This window comes from Pseudonocardia sp. 2-7 (assembly GCF_056341085.1).
In genome coordinates this window covers 107,959-132,563 of the sequence record NZ_CP094508.1, presented here as the reverse complement: position 1 = coordinate 132,563, position 24,605 = coordinate 107,959, and the positions used below count along the sequence as shown (strand labels likewise).

General features: G+C 68.9%; 23 protein-coding genes and 2 pseudogenes. 5 read left to right on the top strand and 20 right to left on the bottom strand.

The window, feature by feature from the left end:
• Positions 1-140: 140 nt before the first annotated feature.
• A protein-coding gene (locus MTO91_RS27455) for an IS3 family transposase (protein WP_281010858.1) occupies positions 141-1,396 on the top strand; the annotation gives its coding sequence in 2 pieces (ribosomal slippage) (positions 141-414 and positions 414-1,396; 1,257 coding nt in all).
• 506 nt (positions 1,397-1,902) lie between these two features.
• Here the strand turns inward: MTO91_RS27455 and MTO91_RS27450 are convergent.
• Complete coding sequence (locus MTO91_RS27450) at positions 1,903-2,112, bottom strand: hypothetical protein (protein WP_281010857.1); 210 nt, start codon at positions 2,110-2,112, stop codon at positions 1,903-1,905.
• A complete protein-coding gene (locus MTO91_RS27445) occupies positions 2,109-2,393 on the bottom strand; it encodes an antitoxin VbhA family protein (protein ID WP_476655085.1) in 285 nt (94 codons plus the stop codon). Before MTO91_RS27445 ends, MTO91_RS27450 begins: the two co-directional genes overlap by 4 nt.
• Between MTO91_RS27445 and MTO91_RS27440 the strand changes: the two genes are divergently transcribed.
• Complete coding sequence (locus MTO91_RS27440) at positions 2,317-2,922, top strand: transposase (RefSeq protein WP_476655065.1); 606 nt, start codon at positions 2,317-2,319, stop codon at positions 2,920-2,922. The genes MTO91_RS27445 and MTO91_RS27440 overlap by 77 nt on opposite strands.
• A 23-nt stretch (positions 2,923-2,945) precedes the next feature.
• Here the strand turns inward: MTO91_RS27440 and MTO91_RS27435 are convergent, their stop codons facing one another.
• Both MTO91_RS27435 and MTO91_RS27430 read right to left on the bottom strand, forming a co-directional pair.
• Complete coding sequence (locus MTO91_RS27435) at positions 2,946-3,839, bottom strand: ABC transporter ATP-binding protein (protein ID WP_281010855.1); 894 nt, start codon at positions 3,837-3,839, stop codon at positions 2,946-2,948.
• A gap of 17 nt (positions 3,840-3,856) precedes the next feature.
• A complete protein-coding gene (locus tag MTO91_RS27430; RefSeq protein WP_405422034.1) occupies positions 3,857-4,486 on the bottom strand; it encodes an ABC transporter permease in 630 nt (209 codons plus the stop codon).
• A 360-nt stretch (positions 4,487-4,846) separates the two neighbouring features.
• Between MTO91_RS27430 and MTO91_RS27425 the strand changes: the two are divergent.
• Positions 4,847-5,167: pseudogene (locus tag MTO91_RS27425) on the top strand (IS481 family transposase); the annotation flags it as partial.
• Positions 5,058-5,555: pseudogene (locus tag MTO91_RS27420) on the top strand (integrase core domain-containing protein). The pseudogenes MTO91_RS27425 and MTO91_RS27420, both read left to right, overlap by 110 nt.
• A 6-nt stretch (positions 5,556-5,561) precedes the next feature.
• Here the strand turns inward: MTO91_RS27420 and lnt are convergent.
• Together lnt and MTO91_RS27410 are read right to left on the bottom strand one after the other, a co-directional pair.
• On the bottom strand, positions 5,562-7,130 hold the full coding sequence (gene lnt / locus MTO91_RS27415) for an apolipoprotein N-acyltransferase (protein ID WP_100877253.1): 1,569 nt from the start codon (positions 7,128-7,130) through the stop codon (positions 5,562-5,564).
• Positions 7,127-8,050 (bottom strand): cation diffusion facilitator family transporter, encoded by a 924-nt coding sequence (locus MTO91_RS27410; RefSeq protein ID WP_100877252.1) that lies wholly within the window; start codon positions 8,048-8,050, stop codon positions 7,127-7,129. The genes lnt and MTO91_RS27410 overlap by 4 nt, the downstream gene beginning before the upstream one ends.
• 432 nt (positions 8,051-8,482) lie before the next feature.
• Between MTO91_RS27410 and MTO91_RS27405 the strand changes: the two genes are divergently transcribed.
• Entirely contained in the window at positions 8,483-9,136 is a 654-nt protein-coding gene (locus MTO91_RS27405) for a VldE C-terminal domain-containing protein (RefSeq protein ID WP_392702616.1), read from the top strand.
• 5 nt (positions 9,137-9,141) lie between these two features.
• Here MTO91_RS27405 and MTO91_RS27400 read toward each other — a convergent pair whose 3' ends face one another.
• The 14 genes from MTO91_RS27400 to MTO91_RS27335 form a co-directional block, all read right to left on the bottom strand.
• On the bottom strand, positions 9,142-10,050 hold the full coding sequence (locus tag MTO91_RS27400) for a cytochrome c oxidase assembly protein (RefSeq protein ID WP_157818149.1): 909 nt from the start codon (positions 10,048-10,050) through the stop codon (positions 9,142-9,144).
• Between the two features lie 59 nt (positions 10,051-10,109).
• Positions 10,110-11,882: a cytochrome c oxidase assembly protein gene (locus tag MTO91_RS27395; RefSeq protein ID WP_157818148.1), complete on the bottom strand. Its 1,773-nt coding sequence runs from the start codon at positions 11,880-11,882 to the stop codon at positions 10,110-10,112.
• Positions 11,883-11,980: 98 nt separating this feature from the next.
• The gene (locus MTO91_RS27390) at positions 11,981-14,284 is read right to left on the bottom strand and encodes a heavy metal translocating P-type ATPase (RefSeq protein ID WP_100877249.1); all 2,304 of its coding nucleotides are present in this window, start codon (positions 14,282-14,284) and stop codon (positions 11,981-11,983) included.
• Positions 14,285-14,289: 5 nt separating this feature from the next.
• Complete coding sequence (gene ctaD, locus MTO91_RS27385) at positions 14,290-16,044, bottom strand: aa3-type cytochrome oxidase subunit I (protein ID WP_100877248.1); 1,755 nt, start codon at positions 16,042-16,044, stop codon at positions 14,290-14,292.
• A gap of 788 nt (positions 16,045-16,832) precedes the next feature.
• Positions 16,833-17,528 carry a DsbA family protein gene (locus MTO91_RS27380; RefSeq protein WP_226369778.1) on the bottom strand — a complete coding sequence of 232 codons (696 nt, stop codon included), beginning with the start codon at positions 17,526-17,528 and terminating at the stop codon, positions 16,833-16,835.
• Between the two features lie 531 nt (positions 17,529-18,059).
• Positions 18,060-18,689: a TlpA family protein disulfide reductase gene (locus MTO91_RS27375; RefSeq protein ID WP_100877246.1), complete on the bottom strand. Its 630-nt coding sequence runs from the start codon at positions 18,687-18,689 to the stop codon at positions 18,060-18,062.
• On the bottom strand, positions 18,686-19,474 hold the full coding sequence (locus MTO91_RS27370; RefSeq protein ID WP_100877245.1) for a tetratricopeptide repeat protein: 789 nt from the start codon (positions 19,472-19,474) through the stop codon (positions 18,686-18,688). Before MTO91_RS27370 ends, MTO91_RS27375 begins: the two co-directional genes overlap by 4 nt.
• On the bottom strand, positions 19,471-19,935 hold the full coding sequence (locus tag MTO91_RS27365) for a cytochrome c-type biogenesis protein (protein ID WP_100877244.1): 465 nt from the start codon (positions 19,933-19,935) through the stop codon (positions 19,471-19,473). Before MTO91_RS27365 ends, MTO91_RS27370 begins: the two co-directional genes overlap by 4 nt.
• Before the next feature lie 25 nt (positions 19,936-19,960).
• The gene (locus MTO91_RS27360) at positions 19,961-21,949 is read right to left on the bottom strand and encodes a heme lyase CcmF/NrfE family subunit (RefSeq protein ID WP_100877243.1); all 1,989 of its coding nucleotides are present in this window, start codon (positions 21,947-21,949) and stop codon (positions 19,961-19,963) included.
• On the bottom strand, positions 21,946-22,392 hold the full coding sequence (locus MTO91_RS27355) for a cytochrome c maturation protein CcmE (RefSeq protein ID WP_178376921.1): 447 nt from the start codon (positions 22,390-22,392) through the stop codon (positions 21,946-21,948). The genes MTO91_RS27360 and MTO91_RS27355 overlap by 4 nt, the downstream gene beginning before the upstream one ends.
• The gene (locus MTO91_RS27350) at positions 22,389-22,511 is read right to left on the bottom strand and encodes a hypothetical protein (protein WP_264183724.1); all 123 of its coding nucleotides are present in this window, start codon (positions 22,509-22,511) and stop codon (positions 22,389-22,391) included. Before MTO91_RS27350 ends, MTO91_RS27355 begins: the two co-directional genes overlap by 4 nt.
• Positions 22,508-23,272 carry a cytochrome c biogenesis protein CcsA gene (gene ccsA / locus MTO91_RS27345; RefSeq protein WP_100877241.1) on the bottom strand — a complete coding sequence of 255 codons (765 nt, stop codon included), beginning with the start codon at positions 23,270-23,272 and terminating at the stop codon, positions 22,508-22,510. Before ccsA ends, MTO91_RS27350 begins: the two co-directional genes overlap by 4 nt.
• Positions 23,269-23,946: a heme exporter protein CcmB gene (locus MTO91_RS27340; protein WP_100877240.1), complete on the bottom strand. Its 678-nt coding sequence runs from the start codon at positions 23,944-23,946 to the stop codon at positions 23,269-23,271. Before MTO91_RS27340 ends, ccsA begins: the two co-directional genes overlap by 4 nt.
• Positions 23,943-24,560 carry an ATP-binding cassette domain-containing protein gene (locus tag MTO91_RS27335; RefSeq protein ID WP_100877239.1) on the bottom strand — a complete coding sequence of 206 codons (618 nt, stop codon included), beginning with the start codon at positions 24,558-24,560 and terminating at the stop codon, positions 23,943-23,945. The genes MTO91_RS27340 and MTO91_RS27335 overlap by 4 nt, the downstream gene beginning before the upstream one ends.
• Between the last annotated feature and the right edge of the window lie 45 nt (positions 24,561-24,605).

Here is a 24,605-nt window from a genome sequence, read left to right as displayed (position 1 = left end):
GCACCGGGGATAAGGCTCAGTGTGCGACAGGGGGTCGACAATTCTCTTGGCCCACCAAGCCAAGCGCAGTGGACAGACCGACAGAAATGTGAACCGTCCCGGGTTCGGTGCCGCTTCCTTCCTTGTGGAGGATGTGGATCATGTCCAAGCGCTACCCGCCCGAGCAGCGTTCCCGGGCCGTGAAGATGGTGCTCGACCACCTCGACGAGTACCGGTCGGTCTACGCGGCGTGCCAAGCGATCGGCCCGAAGGTGGGCGTGGGTGTCGAGTCGCTGCGCCAGTGGACGGTCCAGGCACAAGTCGATGCCCAGCAGACTCCCGGGCCGAGCACTCTCGAGCGGCAGCGGATCAAGGACCTGGAACGTGAGGTCCGGGATCTGAAAGAGGCCAACGAGATCCTCAAAGCTGCTTCGATTTTCTTCGCGAGGGAACTCGACCCTCGCCACCGCTGATCTGTGAGTTCATCGATCAGATGCGTGCATGTCGATATCGGGTCGAGTCGATCTGTCGCGTGCTCACCGAGCAAGGCGTCCAGGTCGCCCCACGCACGTATCGCAACTGGAAAACGGCCAAACCATCGGCTCGGACAATCACCGACGCCTATCTGACCGATGCGCTGCGCGCCACGATCGGCACCCCAGAAGGCATGTACGGACGACGAAAGATGACCGCACACCTACGCCGTCAGGGCTACCGTGCGGCGGCCTGCACGATCGATCGGTTGATGCGCGACGAGGGTCTGACCGGACTGGTCCGAGGGGGCCATCACCGCACCACGATCCCTGCCGACCACGGTGGCCGGCGCGCGCCTGACCTGCTCGATCGAGACTTCACCGCGGCGGCGCCGAATCGGAAGTGGGTCACCGACTTCACCTACTGCCGAACGTGGTCCGGGTTCGTCTACGTCGCGTTCGTCATCGACTGCTTCTCCCGGGCGATCGTCGGCTGGCACGCCACACAGGTGAAGAACACCGCCATGGTCACCACGGCACTGAAGATGGCCTTGTGGCGACGCGACCACGAAGGAAGGCGAATCGGCGATGGTCTCATTCACCATAGCGATGCCGGGTCTCAATATACGTCGATTGCATTCTCCGAGACTCTCGGTATCGAGGGTCTCGCGGCGTCGATTGGCAGTGTCGGCGACGCCTACGATAATGCGCTCGCCGAATCCACTATTGGCCTGTTCAAGACCGAGGTGATCGGTCGGAACAGTCCGTTTCGGGCGCACCCGGCGAAGACGGTCGACGACATCGAGTACGCCACGATGGAATGGGTCGACTGGTACAACCACAGGCGGCTGCACAGCCTCTTGGGCTACGTCCCACCCGACGAGTTCGAAGGCGCCTACTACGCTCAACCAGCGGCGCTCCAAACGGAGCCGCCACCAGCATGAAGCCGGCAACGAACCCGAGACGGTTCAATGCGTCGCCGACCCTGGCACAAGCGGTACGGCCCTTGAGAGTTGGGCCGAGGCCGAGGCGGAGGCGCTGCTCAGCTGTCGGTGGATGCCGGTCGCGACTGGGGTAGCTGACGGAGTGGCCGGATGAGGCGAACGAGCATGGTGTGCAGGGCGGAGCTGTCACCGGCCAGCGAGAGTGCGGACGCTCGGTTGTTCTCGGCGGGGTCCATCGCGGTCCAGCGCAGCTCCTAGCCGGCGTCGTGGGCGAGCTGGGCCAGGAACGCGCGCTGGGTGCGCCCGGTTGCCCTCCCGGAACGGGTGCAGGGCGTTGATGTCGCCCAGCGGCTCGGCCAGGCCGGTGACGAAGCCGTCGAGGTCACGTCCGCGCAGGACTTGCTCGGTGTGGAGGCGACTGAAGATGTCGGCGGCGAAGGTCTTGAGGTGTGGGGTAGGCAGAACAGCTGTCCCTTGCCGATGGACACGGTGCGCAGCTGCCCGGCCTAGTCGTAGAGATCGCTGGAGATGTGGTGGTGGAAGTCCTGCAGGTGGTCCAGGTCGTAGCGACCGGGCAACGGTTGCTGGCGCAGCTCGATCAGGCGTAGCGCGGTGAGCTCGGCCTCGGCCTGGGCGAGCTCGGCCGGATCGGTGATCCCCAGCCGGTTCCGCAGAACGCCGATGTCGATGTCGAGGTCGGGATCCGGGCCGGTCAACGGCGGTAGCGACCACCGGCAGCATCCCGAGCAGCGCGACCAAGGCCGCGCTGCCGGTGACCCAGCTGGGCCAGGACACGCTCACGGGCCTCGCCGGTGCTGACCGAGCCGGCGGCGACACCGTCGAGCAGAGCCAGACCCTCCGCGCTCGGCTCCAGGCCCTCGGCGCGGACCGAGGCGGGGGCACCTACGGCGCCCGGCGGGGTGGTCCTTGCGGCCGAGCTACGGACGCTCGAGTCTGCAGGCTCTCGCCGGCCATCACCGCGATCGCGCGAGGGAATTGGTGGACCGGGACTTCGCCCGCCAGGGCCCGAACCAGCTGTGGGGCACCGACATCACCGAGCACCCGGCCCGGGGGGCAAGGTGTACTGGGCGGTGGTACTCGAGGTGTGCTCGCGCCGGGTGGTCGGCTGGTCGATCGATATCTCGCCGACCGCGGCGCTGGTCACCAACGCGCTCGGAATGGCGATCGAGTCTCGGACCCCGCCGGCCGGGGCGGTGACCCATTCCGCCCGCGGGCCCCAGTTCGGGTCCTGGGCGTTCACTGACCGGGGCAAGGCCTTCGGGCTAGTGCCGTCGATGGGCAGCATCGCGGACTGCTCCGCCAACGCCATGATCGAGTCGTTCTGGTCACGCTCGTCGGTCGAGCTGCTTGACCGGCGACGGCGGAAGAACCGCATCGAGCTGGCTAACGCGATCTCGACTACCCGAGATCTGAGCGTTCAGGACTCTTACAGAGTCCATTTGCGAAGTTCTCGACCGGCTACTAATAAGCACCGGAGGCATGTCCGTGATGGTCCGGGCGAGTAGGACTGCTCCTACCCGCCCGGAGGTCATTGATCCACCTGCCTGAAGTTTCCCGGAAGAAGCGTCTTCAGGCCCCGCACCCGCGGTCTTGGAGGCCGGACAGCCTTCTGAGAAGCATTGACCTCGTCGCGCAGATGCCCCCAGATCTCGTAGACCATGTCGCCGTACTCCGGTCGGTGACGCAGCCCGACCACGTCGCGAGGGCGTTCGAAGGGAACGTCCACCAGCGCCTTCGCCTGGCCCGGCCGAGCTGTCATGACCAGGATCCGGTCCCCCAGCGTGACGGCCTCGTCCACGCTGTGGGTGATGTAGACGACAGTCTTGCGGTTCTCCTCCCACACTCGCAGCAGCTCTTCCTGGAGCAGAGTCTTGTTCTGCTCGTCGAGCGCAGAGAACTGCTCGTCCATGAGGAGCACCTCCGGGTCGTTCGCAAACGCCCGTGCGATCGACACCCGTTGACGCATGCCCCCCGAGAGCTGGTGCGGGTAGGCCTCGGCGAACTGGGTCAGTCCCGTCTTGTGCAGAAAGTGTCCGACCGTCTCGCGCACCTCGGCCGGCCGGACACCGCGCGAGGTGAGTCCGTAGGCGGCGTTGTCCCACACCGTCATCCACGGGAGGATCGAGTCCCCCTGGAAGATCATGGAGTTGAGGGGGCGCCCGTCCGAGGCCGCCTCGATGCTCAGCTCACCCGAGGTCTGACGCTCCAGACCCGCGATGATCCGCAGAAGGGTGGTCTTTCCGCAGCCGCTCGGGCCGACGATGACGAAGAACTGTCCCGCCGGGATGTCCAGGGTGACGTCGTCGAGGGCCACGACGTCCTGGTTGCGGGATTGGAATCGCTTGCTTAGGCCATCGATCCGGATCTTCGGCTCGCTCGCCGCCAGTTCATGGGCGCTGGTGTCGGTGTTCGGTGTGGTCATCTTCGTTTCTCCGGTACTCAGCGATCCGACCAGGGCATGAGCACCCGGGACAGTTCCCGGATGAGCATCGCGACCACGAAACCGATCACCGCGATCACCAGGATGCCGACGTACATCGACTCGACCATGAACAGTTCCCAGGAGTTCCAGATCATGAAGCCGAGTCCGGAGTCGGCACCGATCATCTCCGCGAGGGCGATGAGGATCAGCCCGAGGCCGGCGCCCAGCTCGACACCGGTCATGATGCTCGGCATCGCGCCCGGGAGTGCCACCGTCCGGAACATCCGCCACCGGGAGGCCCGGTAGTTCTTCGCCACGTCGTAGTGGATCGGCTGGATCTGCAGCACGCCCGAGATCGTGTTGAGGACGACCGGGTAGAATACGCCGATCGCCACCATCACGACCTTCGACGACTCACCGAGCTCGAAGATCAGCAGGATGAGCGGCAGCAGCGCGCTCTTGGGGATCGGATAGGTCCCTGAGACCAGGGGGGTCAGGGCGGCGCGAACCGACCGGTTCAGCCCCATGACGATGCCGATCGCCAGTGCCGGCACGACGCCGAGGACGAACCCGATCGCGAACCGCTGCATGCTGGCGGCGGTGTGCAGCCACAGCTCCCCGCTGGCCGCCCGCACCGGTGAGTACATGGACCGACCGACGTCAGTGGTCTGGTGCACCGGCCTCCGGCCCGACCTGGACAGGCTCGCGGACGACCTATCTGCCCCTGTCGGTGTCGTCGCGCCCTCCGAGATCCTCTGGATCAGATGGCCGTACCAGCGGACGCGACCAGGCCCGCCAGGGCGATCACGTGGACGAGATGCCCCCGGCCATCAGAACGAGAGCGAGCGCTCCCATCGTGGTGCGGGCGGCAGCACTCATCGGGCCGTGAGAAAACCGCCGGAGGCTGAAACGCGGAAGCGACACGACGTCCACTCTTCGCGCCGCTCCTGTGACTGTGCTGATATCCGCCAGCGACACCCGTGACTCCTGCGGGCGAGAGCCCGACGGGGCCGGTGTTCCTGGCCCGTGGACTGGGCATGGCCGCGTCCACGGTCGGTCGAATCCTGCGCCGTCGCCGGGTGATGCCGCTTCGTGCACTCGACCCGATCACCGGAGGACCGGTCCGCCGACAGCAGTCCGCACGACGCTACGAGCACCCCCGGCCCGGCGATCTGGTCCACATCGATGTCAAGAAACTCGGCCGGGTCCCCGACGGCGGTGGCTGGCGCCTGCACAGTCGCAGCGAAGAAGTCCGCGGCCGCATGGTCCACGGCCAGGCGCTGGGCTACGATTTCCTCCACGTCGCCGTCGACGACCACTCCCGACTGGCCTACGTCGAGGCCCTGCCCGACGAGCGTGACCCGACCAGTGCCGGGTTCCTGCGCCGCGCCACCGCCTGGTTCGCCGATCACGGCGTGCCCCGCGCGCGGGGTCCTGACCAACAACGCCCGTGTCTACCGGGCCGGCCGCGGCTGGACCCAGGCCTGCGCCGAGCTCGGGATCAGCCGTCGGTTCACCCGCCCGCACTACCCCTGGACGAACGGGAAAGTAGAACGGTTCAACCGGACCCTGCTCGATGAGTTCGCCTAAGCCCGCCCCTGGTTGTCCGACACCGATCGGCTCGCCGCACTCGACGACTGGGTCCATGCCTACAACACTCGACGAGCCCACTCCGCCATCGGCGGTTATCCACCCATCGCCCGACTAGCCGGCTAAACCCGGTCAACAACGTGGTGGGTCACCACACCTAGGGGCGACGCGGGCGCGGACACACCCGAGGACGACGAGGGCGGCGGCCCCGGTGATGGCTCCCTCGACCGCCGGCCCAACACGGGCCGCCGGAGTGATGTCGCTGCGCAGCGGGATCGATTCCACCAAAGCAGCCGGATCGAACAGCCCCGACTGGGCGAGGACCGTGCCGTCCGGGAGGATGACCGCACCGACCCCGCTCGTCGTCGGCACGACGGTTGCTCGCCCGAACTCGACCGCACGTACGCGGTCGACGGCGAGCTGCTGATAGGTCATCTCCGTCCGCCCGAAGGTGGCGTTGTTGCTGGGAACCGCCAGCATCTGGGCTCCGGCCAGAACGCTGTCCCGGACGAGATCGTCGAAGATCACCCCATAACAGGTGGCCGCGCCGATCACCGTGCCCGCGGTGGCGACCACGCCGCTGCCGTCACCCGCGGCGAAGTCGCTCGACCGGCCGAACAGAGGGCTGAAGGTGCGGAAGAACTCCTTGAAAGGCACGTACTCACCGAACGGTTGCAGCCTTCGCTTGTCGTGCACAGCCCCCGGACCGCTGTCCGGTTCCCACACGATCATCGTGTTCGTCGGCTCAGCCTCCGGCGGGGTGAGGACGGCACCGACGAGTATCGGAGCCTGGATCGCCCGGGCTGCGCGATCGACTGCGGCCCGGGCATCGGGATTGCGCAGCGGATCGATGTCCGCCGAGTTCTCTGGCCACAGGACGACCTCCGGCCGTTCCTCCCTGCCGACGGTGACATCTGCAGCAAGCTGCTCTGTGCGACGGACGTAGTTGTCGAGCACGGCTCGGCGCTGGGAGTTGAAGTCGAGCCCTGATCGGGGCACGTTGCCCTGCACCGCAGCGACCACTATCTGGCTGTCGGGACGGGCGTGCGCGGTGGCGAGTGGAGATGCGATCACGACGATGATCGGCACGAACACCACGCAGAGGGCGACGGGCATCGGGCCGGCGTAGTGAACCGTCGACCGAATCAGCTCGAGCAGCGCGAATCCGGACAGGACGACGACGAATCCCAGCCCCGGTACACCGGCGAGCGTGGCTACCGGGGTGAAGATCCCCTCGGCCTGACCGAATCCGACGCGACCCCACGGAAATCCGCCGAACGGGATCCTGCTGCGAGCAGCCTCACCTGCTGTCCAGACCGCAGCTCCGGCGAGCGGCCACCACCAGCGATCCGGCAACGCTCCGACCGCACCGCCGGTCGCTGCAAGGAACAACGCTTGGAATGTAGCCAGAACGAGCCACGGCATCGGACCGACGAACTCGCCGATCCAGGACAATAGCGGCACGAAGAACGCGAGCCCGGCCAGCATCCCCGATACAGCGCCGCATCGCGCTCCCCCGCCACGCCAGGCGAAGCCGATCGCCAGGAACGCGACGGGCGCCAGCCACCACCAGTCGCGGGGAGCGAACGTCGAGTACAGGACCAGCCCACCGCCGACCGCAGCGAGGGCCGAGCCCAACGAACCCGCCGACGCCTGCCGACGACGGCGTGCCACGGACCGGTCGGGCGTGGCGGCCGTCATGGCTCCCTGGCCTTTGCGGTCATGTTCTGCTGATCGACGTGATCGACCGGTTCCACCTGCACGGCGGACCGGGTGACTCCCGCTTCGGTCAGTACCTCGCGCGCCTGGTCCAGCACTGGATGGATCCGGTCGTCCGAGCGGACGAGGACGTGCACGCTTGCAGCCTCCACGCCCGAGGTGATCGTCCAGATGTGGAGGTCGTGCACCTCGGTTACGCCGCAGATCGCACGTAGCCGCCGCTCGACCTCGGCGACGTCGATCTCGGGAGGTGCGACCTCCATCAGGATCCTGAGGGCGTGGCGCATCAGGACGTAGGTGCGGGGCAGGATGAACAGTCCGATCGCCGCCGCAACGATGGTGTCCGCGTACATCCACCCTGTCGACCAGACGATCGCCGCCGCCACGATGACCCCGATCGACCCGATCATGTCCGCCATGACCTCGAGGTAGGCCCCCTTCACGTTGAGGCTCTCCCGTGCACCCGCGGCGAGCAGGCGCAGGCTGATCACGTTGACCACGAGCCCGAACACCGCGGTCACGAGCACCGGTAGGCCCGCGACCTCAGCAGGATTGGCGAGCCGGCGCACTGCCTCCACGAACACGTAGGCGGCCGCCGCGAAGAGCAGCAACCCGTTGATGACGGCTGCGAGCACTTCCAGTCGATAGTTGCCGAAGGTGCGCTGCGTGGCACCGGGGCGGTTCGCCAGGACGACGGCTACCAGCGCGAGACCCAGACCGAGCACATCCGTACCCATGTGCGCGGCATCGGAGAGGAGCGCAAGTGACCCCGAGCCCAGGCCGACGACGATCTGGACGACCATGTAGCCGCCTGTCAGCAGGAGCGCCGCGGTCAGGCGCCTGGTGTAGGCACTGCCAGCAGTCGCCGATCCGCCAACCCCGTGCCCATGGCCGTGTCCCATCGATCTCCCATCAATGTATGCGAATGTTTGCATGCTAGCGGATCACGCACGCATAGTGCACGCCACGACACCGGCCCGCCGCCGCTCCCCCAGCATGATCCGCTCACAGCTTCGACGCGACCGATCGTCGCGGCCGAGCGCCCGATACGTCGGAAGAGTGCAGTCCGACCGGTACCGTCGATCTCGGAACGGTAACGACCTACCCGAGGTCGTGGTGTCCTGCTCCCCTGCTTTCGGATGCCGCCGATTCCGCTCGACGAAGGGCGATCCACTGTGCCGAGGCACCATCGCGCCAGCGTGGGACCCGGTCGGCATTCCCCGAGCCGACCCGTTCCGGCCCGCTCGCGTGTAACACGAGACGCTCCTGCATCGCAAGGACTGGGCCCGGTCCGACACCGTGGCAGCAGCGCGGTCGGGATCCTGACCTCGGCGGTGGCTGGCGGTGGACTCGTGGCGGGTCACGTATCGCTGGGGGACGGCACGGTCCACATCGAGGACCTCGCCCTGCAGGCCTTCACCGCCCCGGTCACCGAGACGGCGTCTCCACCAGTGCCGACGCTGCCCGTCGCACCGGCTCCGTCGGACGGGGTGACGCGGGCGCTCGCCGACCTGCCCACCCCTCTGGACATCGACGCGATCACTCGCGCGGCGACCACCGCGGTCGACGAGGCGGAGCAGATCCGCCGGGATGCGGAGCGGGAGAGCCCACCGGATAGCGGCTCCGGCGACGCGGGTGGCGGACCGGGCATCTGTGCTGCGGGCACCGAGGGGTTCGGCGCCGTGGCGACTGGCACGGCCACGGCGGGCGAGAGGCTCCGCTGCATGTTCGGCGTCGACACCGTCTACGGGGTCGCGGGCCGCGCTAATGCCTCCGACCACCCCAAGGGCAAGGCACTCGACTTCATGGCCGATCGTGCGACCGGTGAGAAGCTCGCCGAGTACGCCCGTCAGAACATGGACGAACTTGGCATCAGTTACGTGATCTACCGCCAGCGCATCGACACAGGCAGCGGCTGGGAGATGCAGGAGGACCGGGGCGGCGTCACCGCGAACCACATGGACCACGTTCACATCTCGTTCGACTGACCGCCTCACGTGCCGTCTCGCTGCGGGCCGAGAACGTCTGGGGTGTCCTCCTCCCTGGACAGCCACCACGGCTGGATGGTCGGACCGTCGCCGTAAAGGCGGTCGAGCTGACGATCCGTCCGACGCGCTGCGCGTTCGTCCGAGGCGAACCACTGGCGGACGAATGCTCCGATGAGCCCGATCGCCGCGATGTCCCCGAAGCCCCAGAGGATCGCGCCGCCCAGGTGCTGGTCGTCGAGCAACGACAGTCCCCAGTCTCGGCCCAGTGCTTCGTAGTAGTCCGCGGCGAACAACGTGCTGGTCATCATGATCGGGACGCCGAGAAGGATGTGCAGGGGCCCCATCCCGACGACCAGGATCATTTTCAGGCTGAAGCGGACGCGATGCGGTGTCGGATCGATCCCGAGCAGGGCCCAGTAGAAGAGGAAACCGACAGCTACGAAGTGCAGGTGCATCACGTCGTGCACCCACATGTTCGTCAAAGAGAGCTCGTAGAGCGGCGTGTAGTAGAAGGCAAACTGTGTGACGGCGAAGATCCCGAAAGCCGCTGCGGGGTGGGAGACCAGCCGGCTCCAGTGGCTGTGCAGGGTTGCCAGGACGACTCGGCGCCCCGTAGCAGGCAACGCCCGCAGCGCTAGGCTGATCGGAGCGCCGAGCACCAGCCCCACCGGTGCGATCATCTGCAGCACCATGTGCTGGATCGCGGGTACGGAGAACAGCGCGCGGTCGTAGACACCGAGGAACGACGCCGTGCCGACCACCGTAAGCCCGACGCCGAGCAGGAAGAACGCGGTACGTCGAGGCGCCCATGCATCACCGCGGCGGAGAAGATGCCGCACTCCCCAGAGGTAGAGTACCCCGGTCAGTGCCAGAGGCACGAGGACGACGCTGTCGAACGTCCAGCTGAACAGCATCGTCTCGACTGTCAATGGTGGCGGATCCTGAGGTGGTAATCCTGCGGGAACGGTGTGGATCATGGGGTGGTCACTCCCGTCGGGTCGATGCCGGGACCCGGTTCCCGGCCCCACGAACGGACGACGACCAATGCCGCGGCTACGACCGCGAGGTCGGATACGAGCCATGCCAGGACGGCGCCGTGGCGTTGTCCTGCGAGCAGGTCCGGGATGAACGGCATCGCCACCGCGGCATAGAACGAACCCGCCACTGGCTCGGCGCGCAGGAGGAGCCAGATCGCGAAGGCCGAGTGCAGCATCATCACCGCGAACAGAAGACCCAGCCGGACGAACACCGGCGGCTCGGGGTCCCTGGCGCCGAGCACTGCGCGAAAGAGCAGGGTGCCGGTCGCGAGAGCGAGGGTATTCATGGCTGGATGTGACCAGTGCTCTAGCACTATCGCGTCGAACAGTCCGGTGGCGTACACACCGAATAGCGACACGGCTGCTGCCGTCCACGCGACCGCAGGATTGTGGAGCGCCCGCATCGGCCCGCTCTCGAGCAGCGCGTCGATGCGGTCGCTCGCTCCTGGGTACGAGCCGCACCGGAGCAGCGTCAGCGGATGCCCCCAGACCAGGAGCACCGGGGCGACTGTGGCGAGCAGCGCGTGGCCGACGAGATGGACTCCGAACACCGCGGTGGAGAAGGCGCCGATTCCCGACGACGTCGCGACGAGGACCGTCAAGCAGCCGGCGGACCAGGCAAGACTTCGGTGACGTGGCCAGCTGCCGCCGCGGCGTCGCAGACGGCTGACCGCGGCCATGTAGACGACGGCCCCGATGACCGCGGCCGGGGCGAAGAGAAGGTCTACCCGCCAGAGACCGGCGATCTCGGCCCACCCCATCCGGTCGGGCAATTCGTAGCCGAGCAGGAAGACGAGCCGGTCTGCGTCCAGTGGCTCGGGGATCTCTGCACCTGGGGGGATCAGTCGCGTCATCGCTGCGCCCGCAGCTGTCGCAGCGGTGAGGGTGATCAGCTCTATTACGAGCCCAAGCCGCCCGGAGCCGCGTCGCCTGCTGCCGCGGGCGACGGCCAGCCCCGCGATCAGGGCCACGGCACTGGCCGCGACAAGCAAGCCGTATTCGCTGGTCAGCCCGTCGACCCCGACGTCGAGTGCGAACGGTACGGCGCCCGTCATCACCAGGACGACTCCGCCGGCAATGGCAAGGCGATCGTGACGTCGCATTGCGTGCTCACCGACCTCGCCCCCACGACCGAGCCACCAGATCGCCAGCGTGCTCCCGATCCAGAGTGTGGCGGCGACCGTGTGCACGGTGACGGCGTCTCCGTACCAGTCGTGCGAACGCTCAGAGTTCGACGTCGCGGTGGCCGGGGGCACGATCAAACCGGCGAGAAGGACTACGAACACTCCCGTCGCACCACGCCAGGTGAGCACCGTCCCGGCGGCCAGGCCGGCCGTTCCGACCATCAGTGCTGCGATCACCCACCCTGCCGCTGCATCGATGGTGAGCAGCGCCTGGACGAGCGCCGGTGGGTTCTGCAGCAGTCGTCCGGGCCCGATCCCGATGGACTCCGCGATCGTGAGCAGGGCGACGGCGATCGCGGAGGCAGCGAAGATCAGACCCGCGGGACGGACCACCTGCAGCGCGGCGTATCCCGTCGGGCTCAAGGCACCTCGGGCAGTGCCCGGTGCGTGGACGACGGCGGCGAGCAGGCCGGCCACCGCCACCGACGCCGCGCCGATCGCCAGTGTGCGGGCCAACGGTTGACCAACTGAGGCCGTCACGCCCAGCGAGCGATAGCCGAATAGGACCGCGATGTCGGGTGCCACTGTGGCCACCGTAAGACCTGTGAGCACGGCGACGGGCACCCACCAGGCGAGCCAGGACCAGCCGGGCCGCATCGCGAGGGCGATCGTTCCGGTCCGAGTCACGGCCTGGTCCCAGGTGATGTCCTGGGCGTGAACCGGCGGAGGCTGAGGCTCTGCGACACGACGAAGACCGAGGACAGGACCATGGCCAGTCCCGCGATCAGCGGGCTGAGCAGGCCGGCGACGGCGAGGGGCAGTGCGGCGACGTTGTATCCGAACGCCCATCGCAGGTTGCGCACGATGGTGCGGTGGGTGCGGCGGGCGAGTTCGATCGCATCCGCCACTGCCGACAGGTCGTCGCGGCCGAGGACGACGTCGGCCGCCTCGATGGCGACGTCGGTGCCGCTTCCGATCGCGATCCCCAGATCGGCCGCGGCAAGCGCCGCGGCGTCGTTGATTCCGTCCCCGACGACCGCGACCGACCGGTCGCCGGCTCGGAGACGGTGGACGTGGCGGACCTTGTCCTCCGGCATCGCCTCGGCGATCACCTGGTCGATCCCGACGCTCTCTGCCACGGCAGCGGCCGTCCGCGGATTGTCGCCGGTCACCATGACCGGTTCGATCCCGAGCGAGCGTAGCGCGGCGACGGCCCCCGCGGCGCTCGGCCGGATCCGGTCGGTGACGACGCAGAGCCCGCGTACCCGACCGGCCCACCCGACGGCGACTACGGTGCCACCGGCCCCCTCCGCTCGGAGGCACTCCGATGCCAGTGCGTCCGTCAGCTCGTGACCGTGCTCGGCCAGCATCCGCGGACTGCCGACCAGCACCTCGACTCCGTCAACAGTCCCCCGGGCGCCAAGCCCGGCGATCGCGACGACGCCGTGGGCCGGCCGGCCGAGCGAGGTGTCTGCCGCGACCACGGCAGCGGCGATCGGGTGTTCCGAACCGCGTTCGACGGCTGCGGCTCGAGCCAGCACGTCCTTCGGATCCTCACCGGCTGCCGGTCGTACGGCCTCGAGGTGGACCTTTCCCTCGGTGAGGGTGCCGGTCTTGTCGATGACGACGGTGTCGATGCGCCTGGTCGATTCCAGCGCCTCGGGCCCCTTCAGGAACACCCCGAGCTGCGCTCCCCGGCCGGTGCCCACGAGTAGAGCGGTCGGGGTGGCCAGTCCGAGCGCGCAGGGGCAGGCGACGACCAGCACGGCGAGCGTGGCCGTCATCGCACTCGCGGTCGACGGGCCGAGCAGCGACCATCCTGCGAACGTCGCCATCGCGAGGACTAGGACCGACGGCACGAACACAGCTGACACCCGGTCGGCGAGGCGCTGGGTGGCGGACTTGCCCTCCTGCGCCTCCTCGACGAGTCGGGTCATCCGTGCCAGCCGCGTCGCGGCGCCGACCCGGGTCGCCACGATCAGCAGGTGCCCGACCGTGTTGATCGTGCCACCGACGACACGGTCACCCGGCCCGACCTCGCGCGGGACCGACTCGCCGGTCACCACACCGGTGTCCACAGCGGACCGGCCCTCCTCGACGAGGCCGTCTGTTGCGATCTTCTCGCCGGGCCGCGCGGTGAACAGCTCGCCGACCCGCAGCTCGCCCACCGGAACCCGGACGGGCTCACCGTCGCGCACGACCTCGACGTCCTTCGCCCCCCAGCTGAGCAGTGCGCTCAACGCCGACCCTGCCGAACGCTTCGCACGTGCTTCGAAGTAGCGTCCCGCGAGCAGGAACGTGATCACAACTGCCGCGACGTCGAGGTAGAGCGCGTCGTCGGTCCGGGTGAAGGCCGCCCACCCGGTGCCGAAGCCCGGCTCCGCCTCGCCCTCTCGAAGCATGATCCACAGCGACCAGCAGGTTGCCGCGAGCGTGCCGACCGATACCAGCGTGTCCATCGTTGCCCCGCCGCGGCGGGCCGCGATCCACGCAGCCCGGTGAAACGGCCACCCGCACCAGAGCACCATCGGCAACGCCAGTCCGAGGAAGACCCACTCCCAACCGGCGAAGCGGAGCTCGGGGAACAGGGAGAGCGCGAGCGACAGGTCGGCCAGTGGCATGGCGAGCACCGCCGCGACGGCGAGCCGGCGGCGGAGATCATGCGTTCGGGTCGCTGCGCTGCCACCAGTGAGGTCCTGGGCGGAAGGCAATGGCCGTGCGGTGTAGCCGGCACGTTCGACGATCTTGGCGAGCGAGCGGGGATCGGTGCCGGACGGAACGGCGACCCGGGCACGCTCGGTGGCGAGATTGACCGTCGCCACCACGCCGTGGACTTTGTTCAGCTTCCGTTCGACACGTCCAGCACACGCCGCACACGTCATCCCTCCGATCGCGAACACGTGGATCTCCACCGGCCGGACCGTGGCGTCGTCCCCGTCGATCGTTCCGAGCTCGCGCCCCGTTCCAGTGGAGTGACGATCTGTCACGCGAGTCAGTTCTCCCTAGGGTCGTCGCTCGGCATGGACTCCTTGGCGACCTCGTGGGCGAGCACTTCCGTCGGGTGCGCCCTCCCGCCGACGTGCGCCTCAGCCCGTGCTCGCTGCACGATGTGGGGGTAGTGCAGGTCGAACGCTGGACGCTCGGACCGGATCCGGGGCAGCTCGGTGAAGTTGTGCCGCGGCGGCGGCGACGACGTCGCCCACTCCAACGAGTTCCCGAAGCCCCACGGGTCGTCAACCTCGCAGATCCGGCCGTATCGGTAGCTTTTGAACACGTTGTAGAAGAACGGCAGCGTCGAGGCACCGAGCACGAACGCGCCGATCGACGAGATCGTGTTCAGTACGGTGAAACCGTCGGAGGGCAGGTAGTCGGCATAGCGCCGGGGCATCCCCTCGTTGCCCAGCCAGTGCTGCACCAGGAACGTCAGGTGGAACCCGACGAAGGTCAGCCAGAAGTGGATCTTGCCGAGCTTCTCGTCGAGGAACCGGCCGGTCATCTTCGGGAACCAGAAGTAGATCCCGCCGAAGGTCGCGAACACGATCGTGCCGTAGAGCACGTAGTGGAAGTGCGCGACGACGAAGTAGGTGTCCGACACGTTGAAGTCCACCGGCGGCATCGCGAGCAGGATGCCGGTCAGACCACCGAAGAGGAACGTGACCAGGAAGCCGACCGAGAACAGCATCGGCGTCTCGTAGGTGATCTTGCCCTTCCACAGGGTGCCGATCCAGTTGACGAACTTGACGCCCGTCGGGATGGCGATGAGGAACGTGGTGAAGGCGAAGAACGACAGCATGATCGCGCCGGTGGCGTACATGTGGTGCGCCCAGACCGCGACCGACAGCGCCGCGATGGCGATGGTCGCGAAGACCAGGCCCTTGTAGCCGAAGATCGGCTTGCGGGCGAACACCGGGAAGATCTCCGAGACGATGCCGAAGAACGGCAACGCGACGATGTAGACCTCCGGATGGCCGAAGAACCAGAACAGGTGCTGCCAGAGCACCACACCACCGTTGGCCGGGTTGAAGATCTGGGCGCCGAGGTGGCGGTCCGCGGCCAGCGCGAGCAGCGCGGCGGTCAGGATCGGGAACGCGATCAGGATCAGCAGCGCGGTGATGAAGATGTTCCAGGTGAAGATGGGCATCCGGAACATCGTCATACCGGGCGCGCGCATGCAGACGATGGTCGTCACGAAGTTGACGCCACCGAGAATGGTGCCGAGGCCGGAAACGACGAGGCCCATGATCCACAAGTCCGCACCGGGACCTGGTGAGCGGATCGCGTTGGACAGCGGGGTGTAGGCGAACCAGCCGAAGTCCGCGGCGCCGCCCGGGGTCAGGAACCCGGAGACGACGATGATCCCGCCGAACAGGTAGAGCCAGTAGGAGAACGAGTTGAGTCGCGGGAACGCGACGTCGGGCGCACCGATCTGCAGCGGCACGATGTAGTTGGCGAAACCGAACACGATCGGCGTCGCGAACAGCAGCAGCATGATTGTGCCGTGCATGGTGAACAGCTGGTTGTACTGCTCGGTCGACAGGAACTGCAGCTCCGGTCGCGCGAGCTCGGCGCGGATCAGCAGCGCCATGACGCCGCCGACCGCGAAGAACGCGAACGACGTGCAGAGGTACAGGATCGCGATGTCCTTTGGATCCGTCGTTCTCAGCATCTTGAGGAACGTGGACCCTTTCGCGGTGGAGCGCGTCGGGTTCGGGCGAACCGTCACCGGCTGTGGACCGACCTGGGTCATGGAGTGTCCTTTCGGCTCCGTGCGGCGATCCGGGTCGTCGACGTCGTGCCGGATCCGGGCGCGGAACAGAGCAGGGGCGGCGGTCGTCGGGGCGATCGACGCCGAGGGGCATCCGCGCGGAGGGCCGCGCGGGACGGTGGCTGGCGACCAGGGTTGCGGGCGCATCTACGTTCGGGAGACGCAGATCCCGATCAGGAGACGTGACCCCGCGAGCGCAGGCGGTTCTGCCGTGATCGGCGACCGTAGAGCCGATGCCCACTCGGCAGGGGCAGTCGCCGCCACCCTGCCCGCGAGCGTGGGCATCGGCCGATCGTCGTCACGGCTCGGCGACAGCGGCGCGGGATGCCCGTCGGCCGGCGACTCCGGACATCCCACGACATGTCCGGCGCCGGCGTCGGGCGTCGACGACGCAGCCGGGGCGGAGGCGGGCACCGCGGTCACCGCAACCGGGGGCGGGGCCACTCCCGCATACGCCGCCGACAACGGGTGCAGTGCCAGCAGGCCAAGGAGCGCGCCGAGGACGGCCAGCACGACCGCACCTCGACTCGACATCACGTGACCAGCTCCACCGTCGGCTCCCTCGAACTCCGACACAGCGTAGAACATGCGGTCCCTACGCACATCAGCTTGTCGCTCCCGTGCATCACCGGCGTCGGCCGGGGACCGAGGTGCCCCGGTCGTCCGTGGCGGTGAACCGCAGGCAGGCCCAGGCAGCGAGTACCGCAGAGCCGAGCACGGTCAGTCCCGTCAGCACGGCAGGCACCGACGCGGTCGCCCGACGACTGGCCTCAGCTCGCGGCGAGTGCATCGTCGAGGGCCCGGCGAAGGTCGTCGAAGGTCTGGACCGTGACTCGCTCGCCGTTCACGAAGAACGTCGGTGTGCCCTGCACTCCGAGGCTCAGACCGTCGTTCCGGTCGGCGTCGATACGATCCATGGTGGCCGGGTCGTTGTAGGCCACGTCGAAGCGGACCAGGTCCAGGCCCAGGTCACGAGCATAGCCGCGGAACCGATCGTCCATCGGCACCTGCTGTTCCCCCCACTGGGCCTGTGTCTCGAACATCCGCTTGTACATCGGCTCGAGCGCGCCCTGCTGTGCAGCGGCCTCGACGGCACGAGCGGCCCGCTCGGCGTTGGCGTGGCTCTGCACCGGGAAGTACCGGATGACGAAGTTGACACGGTCGCCGTACTCCTGGCGCAGCTGCTCGATCGCGGGGTAGGCGGCGCCACACGCCTCGCATTCGAAGTCGAGGAACTCGACGAAGTCGACCGTGGCGCCCGGTGCAGTCGACAGCCTCAGGCTGTTCTCGCGGACGACGACTGCCGCAGCGTCCGACGTGTCGTCGGCGTTGAAGCGGCTGATGCCGAACAGGGTGCCGACTCCGACGACGAACACCACGACGATGATCAGGGAGAACTTCAGGTTGGACATCCCGCCCTTGACGGGGAGCGAGGGTGTCGAACGCGTGCGGGTCTTGCGGGACATGGGAGACCTCGGGCTCTGCGGCTGTGGGGCCGCGGGTGTCGGGACTGACGTGACGGGCGGGCCGGTCGCGGGACGAACAGGCGCCGGCTCGTGCGGTCGATCAGTTCCGGTCGACGCAGAGGACCGAGACCGGCGTCCGGACGGCGGGGAGGACGATTGGCTCGCCGCGTGGGGCTGCGGCCGTCCCGGACTCCCCGCGGATCCCCTCGACGCCCTGGGCCGACGGACACAGCGGATCGTGCGGGGCCGGACCGGTCAGGCGGGGTGGGGCGTCGTCGGTGGCGTGGTCCTGCCCGGCATCGTGCGGACAGAGAGGCTGCAACGGGCAGACGTCGTGATCCTGCTCTGCGGCGGTGGACTCCACCGCGGTCGCCGAGGCTCCGATGGCTGACGCCGCCGGACCTGCGGTGACCTCGGAGCCCGGCAGACATCCCATCGCCAGGGGTAGGAGGAGGGCGAGCAGCAGGACGCTCCACGGCAACCGCCTGCGACCGGGACCGTCCGGTACTCGTCCGGTAATGGGTGGCGCCGTCATCCGGGGGACCTGTACGGCGCGCCCGGTGCGGGCTGGACGGACCCGGGTGTCCCGGGTTCGGGGCGTCGACCGGCGAGCACGGCCTCGAGAACCCCGTCCAGCTGCCCTGTCGTCACCGGTCCGGTGATCTTCGCTGCGATCACGCCGTCGGGATCGAGGACGAAGGTCTCCGGGACTCCGAAGAGCCCGAAGTCCAAAGCGGCGCGCGATCCCGGGTCGCTGACGTAGAGATAGTTCGGGCCGCCGCGGCCGAGTTCGTCGAGGAACGCCCGGGCCGAGTCCGGCGAGTCCTGGTAGTCGACGCCGAGGAAGGTCACCCCACGGTCCCGGTAGTCACGGGCCGCTTCCACGAGGACCGGATGCTCGCCACGGCACGCCACGCACCACGAGGCCCAGAAGTTGACGACGACCACGTCACCGCGGAGGTCGGCCAGCGAGACCGTGCCGCCGGCGTCCAGTTGCGGCAGGGCCGCTGCCGGGGCCGGGCGGCCGATCAGCGGGCTGTCGACGACCGTCGATCCTCCGACAAGGCGCCAACCGAACACGGCACCGACCCCGATCGCCACGACGACCACGGCGACCGCCGCTGCGCGGACCCCACTCCATCGACGACTGCGCGTCGTCATCGCCCACCTCCTCCGTCGGTCAGTGCGCGGCGGCGCAGGTCCTCCACCTGGCCCCGGATGTCCGGGGTGAGGTCCGGCCGGGCCAGCAGACCCTCGAGGACGCCGACGCCACCGGCCACGTCGCCGAGACCGTCGATAAGCACGTTCGCCCGGACCCAGGCCGCGTCAGGGGAGCCGGGGCTTAGTGCGAGTGCCCGGTCGGCGTTCTCGAGGGCCGGTCCGGTCTGCCCGATCGTCAGCAGCAGCCAGGCCAGCCGCGTGCGGACCTGCGGGTCGTCGGGCCGGAGGCGGACCGCCTCGACGTAATGGCGCATCGCGGCACCGTGGTCGCCTGCCGCTACGTAGCGGTCCGCCAGGGCCAACCGCATCCCGATCACCCCGGGGTTCTCGGCGACCACCTGCTCCAGCTGTTCGTCGTCGACGGCGGCAGGGTCGACCGCCGGGGCATCACCGGGTGCCTCGGCCATCGGTTCGATCCCGGTGACCGCTCCACCCTCGGGGCGCTCCACGATCGACGCCGGGAGCACAATGATCCCGGCGACCAGCGCCACCGTGGCTGCCAGCACGTAGGCGAGCGTCCACGGGCGGGGTGCTCGACCTGCCGGGCTCCGGGGGCCGGGCGATCCGGTGTCGTCCGGCGAGGCCATCGCCTCGGCGGCGACGGAGACATAATGCCGGCGCATCCGCCGGGCTCGTTCCTCGTCGATCTCGCCTTGGGCGACCTGCGCCTCGAGTTCCAGGATGTCCGCCAGCGCCTGGTCGGCGATCTCGTCACCCCGGCTCACGGCTCGAGCTCCCGCCGGGCCTGCGACTCGCGGCTCCGGTCGAGCGCCTGGTCGACCCGTGCCTGTTCCGCCTCGGACGGTTCCGGCTCGTCGCGGCCGGCGCACCGGGACCGGCGGGTCAGCAGCAGCGCCGCACCTGCGACCGTCGCCGCGGCGGGCAGCAGCCACAGGAGCAGCGTGCTGCCCGACGCCGGCGGGTCGATCACCGCCCAGTCACCGTACCGGGCACGGAAGTAGGCCTCGATCTCGTCGTCCGACCGCCCCGCCGCCACCTGGTCCTCGATCACCTGCCGCATCGCGACAGCGGTGTCCGACGGCGACTCGGCGACCGACACGCTCGTGCAGACCGGGCAGCGCAGCCGCTCGGCCAGTTCCTGCACCCGGTCCTGCCCCGCCGCGGGGGCCATGGCGAGCACCAGTGCGACGGCGACGGTCAGCAGAAGAGTCGCCCCGCCGATCACGACGGAGACCGCCCTCTGGCCCGGGCTAGGCATCGGTGCTCACCGGTTCCCCAGACCGCGACTGGCCGGGATCGACCGCGGCCCGCGCGGTCCGGCGCGGCCGACCCAACGCCCAGAACCCGCCGGCCGCGACCATGCCCCCGCCGACCCACATCCAGACCATCAGCGGGTAGCGGAACAGGTTGAGCGTGACGCGCTCGGGCTCCAGGTCCCCGAGGGCGACGTAGACGTCCTGAGCCGGGGTCGTCCATACATCGGGGTTACCGACCGCCTGTGGCCTGCCGGGGAAGGAGTTCAACAACGGTGTCATCTCCCGGTTGACGCGCTCCCCGTCGGTGACGGTGAGGTGTGCGTCGGTGACCAGCCGGTCGGGCAGCTCGTGCTCGTCGACGTAGTCGAAGGTCAGCGTGTACCCGGCGAACTCGACGAAGTCCCCGCGGTCGACGGTGACGGTGCTCCGCTCGGCCAGACCGGACGAGGTGGCGACCACCACGACGAAGAGAGCGACACCGAGGTGGGCCAGCTGCCCGCCCCAGTACCCGCGCTGCCCGCAGATGAGGCGCCACAGACCGGCGGGAGTCCGTGCGGGGGCGGTCACCAGGGCTTGGCGCACGGTGCTCGACGCGATCCCGGTAGCCAGGGCCACGACGGCCACGACCCCCGGTGAGCTCACCCCGGCAAGGGCCGTCGTCGTCGAGGCACAGGCCGCGAGCAGCAACGGCACGCGCAGGCGTCTCCAGATCACCGCCGGCGACGCATGGCGGTACGGGGTGACCGGTCCGGCCCACATCGCGAGGAGCAGGGCGAAACCGAGCGGGACCGCCATCCGGTCGAAGAACGGCCGTCCGACCGACACCTGCTCGTCGGTGATCGCCTCGAGGACGACCGGGTAGAGGGTTCCGAGCAGCACGACGAACGCGAACAGACTCAGAAGCAAGTTGTTCAGCAGGAACATGCCCTCCCGGCTGGCCAGCGACTCGGGACCGCCCCGGGATGCGATGCGCTCGGCACGCAGTGCGATGAGCACGAACCCGGTCACCACCACGACGACGAAGAACACCAGCAGCGGTGGGCCCACGTCGGACTGGCTGAAGCTGTGTACCGACTGGACGACCGCGCTGCGGGTGAGGAACGTGCCCAGGACGGTGAGGGCGAATGCCGCCAGCACCAGGACGAAGTTCCAGGACTGCAACATCCCCCGCCGGACCTGTACCACGGCCGAGTGCAGGAAGGCGGTGGCGACCAGCCACGGAACCAGTGCGGCGTTCTCCACGGGGTCCCAGGCCCAGTAGCCGCCCCACCCCAGGACCTCGTAGGACCACCAGGCGCCCACCACGAGACCCGCCGTGAGGAAGCTCCAGGCCGTCAGGTTCGCGCGGCGGGTGCGGCGCAGCCACTCCACTCCCGCAACGCTGCCGAGCAGCGCCGACATTGCGAACGCGAACGGCACTGTGAGGCCGACGTAGCCCACGTACAGCAAGGGCGGGTGGACGGCCATGAGCACGTGGTCGGCGAGGATCGGGTTCGGCCCGGGCCCGTCTGCGGGTACCTCGGCAAGAATCTCGAATGGATTGCCCGCCAGCACGACCAGGCCGAAGAAGAAGGCGCCGACTGAACCCAGCACGCCGAGCGCCCCGGTGCCGAGCCGGTCATCGGTGTCGCGTACTCCGTGCATCACCGCTGCGGTGAATCCGGACAGGACGAGCACCCACAGGACGAGGCTGCCCTCGAGCGCTGCCCAGGCCCCGGTGATGCTGAAGAACGTCGAGGTGGCACGGGAGTGGTTCTCGGCGACGTAGGCGACGGCGAAGTTGTCGGTCAGCAGGGCGACCTGGAGCGCCGCCATCGCTAGCACCGAGCCACCGAGCATGAAACCCGCCCCGACCAGCAGCTGCCTGCGACGCACAGCACCGGGCCGGTGCTGGGCGAGGAAGCCGAGGACCGCCAGCACTACCGACCCTGCGAGGCCGAGCATGAGGCCGGTCCACCCGGCGGAGGGCACCGCCGTCGTCATGCCGAACCCTCGTCGTCGGGCGGCTGGTAGTTCTCGTCGTGCTTCACCTTCATCGAGTCCGAGACGAAGGTGTCCCCCCGCCACTGCCCTTCGAGCACGACCCCGACGCCGGCGCCGAACAGCTGGGCCGGGGCGCCACTGAACTCCACGGGCACCCGGACACCGTCTGGCCCGGCCGAGGACGTCACCTCGAACTGCACCCGGCCTGGTTCGCCGACGACAGTGCCATCCACGACGAGGCCGCCGAGCTGGAACCGGGTGCCCTCAGCCTGGCTCGCGCGCTGGGCCACCGCCTCGGCGGGCTCGAGGTAGTAGACGAGGTTGCCGTTGAGATTGCCGAACAGCAGCAGGCCGACGAGAACGGCCAGGATACCGGTCGCAGAAGCGCCGAGCAGGCGATAGCGCCGCACGACACGGCGCTCACGGATGTGTGAGGTCGTCATCGCCTCTCCTCCGTTCTCTCGCCGATCCGGGCAGCGGCCCGTAGGAGCACCCCGAGATAGGTGACGGTCGCCGTCACGGTCACGCCGTAGCCGAGCACCACCCAGGCCCACTGCGTCATCGCTCGGTCTCCCCTCCGGGTGCGGTCACGGCATCGCCGGCGACCGGCCGGTCCCCCGCGCTCTCAGCAGCGTCTGCGGCGTCCTCGGCGGCGATGATCCGCATCCGGGTCCGGACGACCAGCACGTAGAGGGCGGTAAAGGCCAGGACGGATAACAGCAGCGCTGCCAGCATGCCGCCGCCGATCGCCGGTGCGGCGGGACGCAGCAACGAGGGCGGCTGGTGCAGCGTCCTCCACCACAGCACCGAGAAGTGCACGAGCGGGACCATGGCGAAGGCGACGACGCCGAACACCGCCGACCGGCAGGCCCGAGCGACCGGGTCGTCGATCGCGCGCCGCAGGGCGAGGTACCCGAGGTAGACGAAGAACAGCAACGCCGTCGTCACGAGCCGGGCGTCCCACGTCCACCACACGCCCCAGGTAGGTCGACCCCAGATCGAGCCCAGAGCGATGGCGAGACCGGTGAAGAACACCCCGGCCTCGGCGCTCGATGCCGCCAGCCGATCCCAGACGGCGGTGCGCCGCCGCAACCAGACCAGGCCGGCGACGAGGGTCACGCCGTAGGCGAGAAACGCCGTCCACGCCGCAGGGACATGCACGTACATCAGCCGTACGAGCTCACCCTGCAACCGGTCGGCCGGCGAGAACAACGCTGCGGCCGCCGCGATGACGACGGCGGTCGCGACCGCGAGCGGTAACCGACGGCCGAAGACGGTCCACGGTGTTACCGCAGTCGTTCGGGTCAGGTCGGGTTCGATCATGTCTGATCCTCCAGGTGCCGGACGCACCACGCGGCCGACAACGCGATGGCGAGATCGACGGCCAGCACGAGGACGAGCCACGGCCACGCCGGGCGCTCGTAGCGGGTGGCGTCGATGACTCCGACGGCGCCGAGCAGCAACGGAACCGTGATCGGAGTGACGAGCAGGGGACCGAGCGTGGTGCGCCCTGCGAGCCCTTCGGAGACGAGATCGGCGAACGCACCGAGCGTGCCCAGGCCCGCAGCGACGAGGACGACCATCGGCAGCAACCACGGCCACCCGCCCAGATCCGGCGCGTAGAGCACTATCGCCACCGGAGCGATGACCAGCTGGAACGCCAGCAGAAGCGCCGTGTTCCCGAGGGCGCGACCGGCCAGACGGACCCGGGGGGTCACCCCGGACAGAAGCAGGAGCGCTCTGTGGGCGGGGCTGTCGACAGCGCCGCCCCGCATGGTCACGAGAACTCCGAAGAGCAGCACGATCAGCCAGAACAGGGCCGGTCCGACAGCGGTCAGCAGGGCGGTCTCGGCACCCACACCTAACGGCACCAGGAAGAGCGCGACCGCACCGAACGGTGCCACGACCCCGAAGACCTCACCGGTACGACGGTCGACGGACAGATCCTTGCGGGCGAGCACGACCGCCTGCGCCAGCGGAGACACCGACGGAGTCATCGGGCTACCACCGTCTCGACCCGGCCGGAGCGCAGACCGACCGTCCGGTCACAGAGGTCGGAGACCCTTCCGGCCTCGTGCGAGACGAGGACCCCAGCTCCCCACCGGGAACGCACCTCTGCGAGAACCCGGCCCACCAACGGTGCGGCGTCGTAATCGAGCCCGGTGTGCACCTCGTCCAGGAGCAGCAGGTCGGGCTCGGTGAGCATCACCCGGGCGAGCTCCGCGCGCCTGCGCATTCCCTGCGAGCAGGCGATCGCCGGCCGCCCGGCCGCCCGGGCGAGACCAACGTCGGCGAGCACCTCGGGCACCCGGCGACGCGGGCGGCCGGTGAGGCGAGCGACCAGCCGCAGGTTCTCCTCGAGGGTGAGCCGGTCGTAGAGCGCCGCCGAGTGTCCGACGAGCGCGACGCGCAACCTCGCCGTGCGAGCGCTGGTGGCGTCGATCTGCCGGCCGAACAGCTCGACCGTCCCGGCGGTAGGGCGGATGAGGGTGGCGAGCACGGAAAGCAGCGTCGACTTCCCCGAACCGTTGGCGCCCATCAGGCCGATGACCTCGCCAGACTCGAGACACAGGTCCAGATCGCGCAGGACCGGGGCCTGGTGCAGGTCCACCCGTACTCCTGCGAGACGGGCCACCGGCGGCGCATCGTTCACGGC